At 50.1% G+C, this 5,262-nt stretch carries 3 protein-coding genes; 1 reads left to right on the plus strand and 2 read right to left on the minus strand.

The window, feature by feature from the left end; translation table 11 throughout:
* Positions 1 to 335: 335 nt before the first annotated feature.
* Together AC3DOM_RS15450 and AC3DOM_RS15455 are read right to left on the minus strand one after the other, a co-directional pair.
* Positions 336 to 1,634: a pyridoxal phosphate-dependent aminotransferase gene (locus AC3DOM_RS15450; protein WP_487919939.1), complete on the minus strand. Its 1,299-nt coding sequence runs from the start codon at positions 1,632 to 1,634 to the stop codon at positions 336 to 338.
* Positions 1,635 to 1,932: 298 nt separating this feature from the next.
* Positions 1,933 to 3,297 carry a CapA family protein gene (locus tag AC3DOM_RS15455; RefSeq protein WP_487919940.1) on the minus strand — a complete coding sequence of 455 codons (1,365 nt, stop codon included), beginning with the start codon at positions 3,295 to 3,297 and terminating at the stop codon, positions 1,933 to 1,935.
* Between the two features lie 548 nt (positions 3,298 to 3,845).
* Between AC3DOM_RS15455 and mgtE the strand changes: the two genes are divergently transcribed.
* Positions 3,846 to 5,195: a magnesium transporter gene (gene mgtE, locus AC3DOM_RS15460; RefSeq protein WP_487919941.1), complete on the plus strand. Its 1,350-nt coding sequence runs from the start codon at positions 3,846 to 3,848 to the stop codon at positions 5,193 to 5,195.
* Positions 5,196 to 5,262: the final 67 nt, after the last annotated feature.

Genomic DNA, 5,262 nt, shown 5'->3' on the forward strand with positions numbered 1-5,262 from the left:
GAGTTTTGTAGGATGAAAACCAGGCAATTCAAATTGATTATCAGGTACTTCGTTCCTAAGTTCGATTGGTTTATTCCTCAATTGCCACCAGACCATAACACCCTGGTTCGCATTAACCCACCAGTAAAGGCGAATTAATTCATTATACAAAGCAAAATGGAAAAGTCAAGCGGAATGATACAACGTTCTCCTGCCGCACACAGTTAGAAAGAGCGTTGGTAGCATGCCAGGCTAGCGGCGTTGCGGGACCTTGCTAATCACCTTGGCGAAGCTAAATCCGCTGCAAATGGGGTCATGCTGCCCGTATTTGAGACTATCCTGACTTAGATCGGTTATCAGAGAAAAAAGTAAGACTCTAATCGTTCGCAAGCCAACTTTATATTCGGACAACAGGCTGAGACAAACTTTTCTGGAGAACAACTTGGATGATCTCTAAAGAAATCTAGAGCAGTCTGACCATCAAAGTCGCAAGATGCCAACCTTAATCGAAGCTTACCAGGCTCATCTCCAAAGCTTGTGCCAGGTAAGCTTGCGATGTGTGTTTTCATCAACAAATCTATCGCCAACTGATCACTCGTCTCAATACCGCGTTCTCGGAGCTTGACTCTAAAAGGTTCAAAATCGGGGTAAAGATAAAAGGCGCCTTGTGGATCGGGATAATCAACGCCAATGTTAGCCAGCGCATCTCGCACATACTGTGATACCAAAGCATGGATCCGGGTGCAACTTCGAATATAGTCTTCTATTTGGGAATCGTTTTTGAATGCTTGGATCGACGCGAATTGGATTGGGGCAGACACACACGACCAGGTTTCGCTCGCCACCCTGAGAACACCGTCATAAATCGCCATCAGCGTTTTGGGGATTAAGATAATACCTAAACGGAAGCCCCCTAATGAAAGATGTTTTGAAAGCCCGCTGGTTACAATGGTACCTTCTGGGTAAAAACGGGCAATACTGACATGATCTCTTTTGTAATCCACTAACCCATAGATCTCATCAGAGATGACCAGGATATTGTATGTTCTACAAATCTGCACAATTTCGGATATTTGCGCCGGGGGCAATATTAAACCAGTGGGATTATTAGGAGAATTGACAATTAACTTGCGTGGATTTTTCCCATCTCGAATTGCGGATTGAATCGCATTTTCCAACCGCTCAGCAGTGATATGGTAGTTTTCAGCAATTACAGTTGGGATTTTGATCACACGATCTTCTATCAGCATTGCTTGAGGGGCATAACTGACCCACGATGGAACCGGGAGTAGCAAATCCCCATCTACAACCATCTGGATATCAAATAAAAGCTCTTTGCTACCTGGTCCAATTATTGCTTCATAACCTTCTCCATCGAACCCTAATGATTTAGAAAAATAATTTTTTGCAATATGGCGCAACTCAGGCAACCCAGCTGAAGGTAAATACAAATTCTTATCCACATTGGCTTGTAGCGCAGATTGAATAACTGGATGTACTGGAAACGGAGACTGACCAAATCCCAGATGAAGTATTTGCAACCCATCATCTCGAATATTTTGAACTTGATCGTTGATTGCCAGCGTTGGAGAATAATACAGATTTTCAATCCTGGAACGAATATTGGAAGTAGGTTTAGTTGATTTTCGATTCATTTTAATTATCCAAAGGTATCATCTTAACTTTTTGGAAAGAAATCAATAGTTTCGTTTCACCTGATCATATTTATGAAAAATTTTCATCGAATTGGAACTTTGCCGCCCAACGGGGCACCCCGTTTTCGCTGCGCTCATCGGGGCGAGACGGCAGGCTTGCTGGTGGGCGGGACATGGACAATGCTCATTATACGGTGAATATTCGAGAGCAAAAATCTCAATTTAACGGGGCGCATCCCACCAGTCCTGGCCCGCCTCGATGAATCGTGATGCGTGAAGCCCTTACCTTTCACGATCTTCAGCGATCTGGCAATTCTGCGCTCGCCGCCTCGATCCGGGTCAAAATCGCAACGGCTTCGCCAGGTTCTGCCCAGCGCGGCTGATGGAAATTATAAATATGGATGGGATGCAGCTCCCAGCGTTCGAGCGCCCCGCCCTGAAAAACGGCCTCGAACACTACACCCTGCCGGGCGAGCCTCGGATGCTGATCGAAAACAAAATTTCCCAGGGCGTAAGCAACGACCTGCCCCCCATGGAAGGTCTCCACTGCCTGCACGACGTGCGGATGATTGCCGACAATGAGCGTCGCGCCGGCGGCGGTCATCTCGCCCGCCCAGCGCATCTGATCGGGTGTGGGCGCAGTCTCGTATTCGATGCCCCATTGCGTTAGCACGACGACAACGTCGGCCTCGGCGCGGGCAGCCGCGATGTCGGCGATGATAGCCGGGAGGGCCTCATCCGAGAGCGGAGCCGTGCCGGGCAGGGACTGACTCGCCCACGTCTCCGGCCCAACCTCGGTGACGCCCAGAAATGCAAAACGCACGCCCTGCCGCTCTACAATCACGGGGGCACGCGCACTTGCCAGCGACTCCCCGGCACCCACCGGCTGGATGCCTGCCTCCGAAAGATAGCGTAGGGTATCTAGCAAGGATTGGTTGTCGCAGCCCCATCCCAACGCGCCGCAGTCTTTGGCGTGGTTAGTCGCCACCGTGATCACGTCAAAACCTGCGAATTGTAACCCTTCTACCGTGCGCGAGGGGCCAATTAGATTCATGGTCTGCGGACAGGGCGAGGGCGGGCTTTTATCGGAGATCGAGCCGTCGAGGGAGCCAATCGTAATATCGGCGGCACGCAGCTCGTCCGCCACGGCCTGATAAGGCAGGGTAAAGTCGTCGTTGACGAGCGCGAGGGCGATCTGCGCCGGGCAACGCCCAGGGTTGATGTCGCCGGTGAAGAGGAGGCGGATCGGTGGAGAGTTAGGGGGGGCGGGGTTGATGTCGCCGGTGAAGAAGAGGGTCGGTGGAGGGTCAGCGGGGGCGGGGTTGAGGTCGCCGGTGAAGAAGAGGGCCGGTGGAGAGTTAGGGGTTTGAGGGAGAAGGGATGAGGTGGGGAAGTAGGTGTTGGGCGCTTCGCGTGGGAGTATGGGGGCAGGGGAGTGTGCGGGTGGATCGATCGGAAAATTGAAGCTGTTTTTCGTGGTCTCATTCGGGACCCTTACCCAGAAGGTAAATGCAAATCCGAAGACCAGCGCAAGGTTTGCATATCCTTTTCGCAGACGGTTAGGATCATCAGCGAACACCAGTGAGTAAATCAGAAATAATCCATAGACAAGCAAGGCACAGAGGAACAGCCATCCAGAATACGTTGAGACAGTGTCACTCATAGTTACTCCCGATTACCTGCCGAAGAGCATTTGGGTTGGATAGGTTTCACTTTCCTGTGATACAAAAAAAGTACTTCAACGATAGCTCAGACCAAGCGCCCAACTCCGGTTTAACCCCAAAAATGGTTAAAAAAAACTGTCCATGGAATGAAAAAATTCCATAATTTCTGAATAAGTGATGATTATTGGGCTTTGTAAGCGGTATGAAATCACCCTGGCGTGCATTTTGCAGATACTCCTACTTATAAACCAAAACTACATATCCAATCATAATATTTACCTTACAACTCTCTTCTTATCCTGTCAGGCAAGTAGCTATTCAGCGCGCAGCCCCTTGAACGATTAAGAGAGATCATCTTGACGTCACACCGCTTAATCGCTAGAATAAGCTATTGAGATTCTGGATTTTATATAGGTTAAGGAAGCAAATGAACGACGAATCTGTCCCCAGTCCCAGTGGGCGCGACAAGCGTCCACACCAAGATAAATAACTCCCTCGGGGCAGGTTTTCTATAAAAATCTCTCGGGGGAAGTTGAGAGGTGTTCTCATGATTTTCAATACAGAAAAACTTTTGACGCGGCTTCAGGATGCGTTGGAACGAGATGATTTCGATTCCGCGATCCAGATGATCGAGACGCTGCGCGGCCCGGATCAGGCCATCCTTTTTTCAGAATTGGACGAGGATGAGCAGATGGAGCTTCTGCCAAAACTCGACCTGGCCTACTCTGCAAATATTCTCGAAGACATGGATGATCCCGAGACCGCAAAACTGGCCTCCTCCCTGCCCATAGAGACCATTGCCAGCATCGTGGATGAGATGGAGCCGGACAAGGCCGCCGATTTGCTCGGTGACCTGCCGGAGGAGCAAGCCCGGGCAGTCCTGGCCCGCCTCGACGATCCTGAGGATGTCCGTCCGCTCTTGATCCACCCTGATGACAGCGCGGGCGGTCTGATGACCTCCGAATTTCTGGCTTTGCGACCCTTGATGACAGCGCATGAAGCTGTTGAAGCCTTGCGTCGTTGGAGCCCGGATTCAGATGAGATTTATTATCTGTTTGTTGCCAATGAAAAGAAACAATTATGCGGGGGGGTCAATTTACGCCAATTGATCCTGGCAGGGGATAACACCCTCATCAAAAATATAATGAATGCAGATGTGATCTCCGTCAAAGTTGGAGTGGATCAGGAAGATTGTGCCCGGACGATGGCGCATTATGACCTCTCTGCGATCCCGGTTGTAGATGAGGATGGCATTATCGTGGGTGTGATCACATACGATGATATTGTGGATGTTCTCGAAGAAGAGGCCACCGAAGATGTTTATCGCCTGGCAAATATCTCTGATAATGAACTTGATCCGGATAGCTCCATCACAGAGCAGCTAAAAGGGCGTTTGCCTTGGCTTTATCTGAGTACGATCACCGCTTTTTTTGGCGCCTGGGTGATCAGCAATTTCGAGCAAGTCATTGCTCAGGCAGCGGTTTTGGCATTGTTCCAATCCGTTGTTGCTGGTCAGGGAGGCAATACCGCCAGCCAAATTATCGCTATGACGGTGCGTACCCTTGCAACGGAACGCATCAGTGCAAAGTCGCAGCGTCGTATCATTGTTCGTCAATTCATTATGGGATTATTTTTGGGCGTCGCGGTCGGGGCAGCCGTCGCGCTGGGTGTTTATCTCTGGCGCGGAAATATATATTTAAGCCTTGTTTTGGGCTTGGCACTGGTCGCTAATCTGAGTCTTGGCTCACTGATTGGGATACTTGTTCCCCTCGGCCTGGAGAAAGTTGGGATCGACCCGGCCTTGGCATCTTCTGTTCTGGTAACTGCCGCGACAGACAGTTTGGGATTCTTTATCTTCCTGAGTTTGGCAGCCTATTTCCTGCAGCATATTCAATAAACATTTGCCTAAGTGCTCCCGGCGGCGTCCCCGCCGCCGCCCTAAAGGATGCTGCGCGAAGGACGGC

Source organism: Candidatus Desulfolinea nitratireducens (assembly GCF_982879505.1).

What these genes read in the sequence shown, in the direction of transcription:
- AC3DOM_RS15450 (WP_487919939.1), bottom strand. Translation starts at nt 1,634, where the DNA reads ATGAATCGAAAATCAACTAAACCTACTTCCAATATTCGTTCCAGGATT.
- AC3DOM_RS15455 (WP_487919940.1), bottom strand. Translation starts at nt 3,297, where the DNA reads ATGAGTGACACTGTCTCAACGTATTCTGGATGGCTGTTCCTCTGTGCC.
- mgtE (WP_487919941.1), top strand. Translation starts at nt 3,846, where the DNA reads ATGATTTTCAATACAGAAAAACTTTTGACGCGGCTTCAGGATGCGTTG.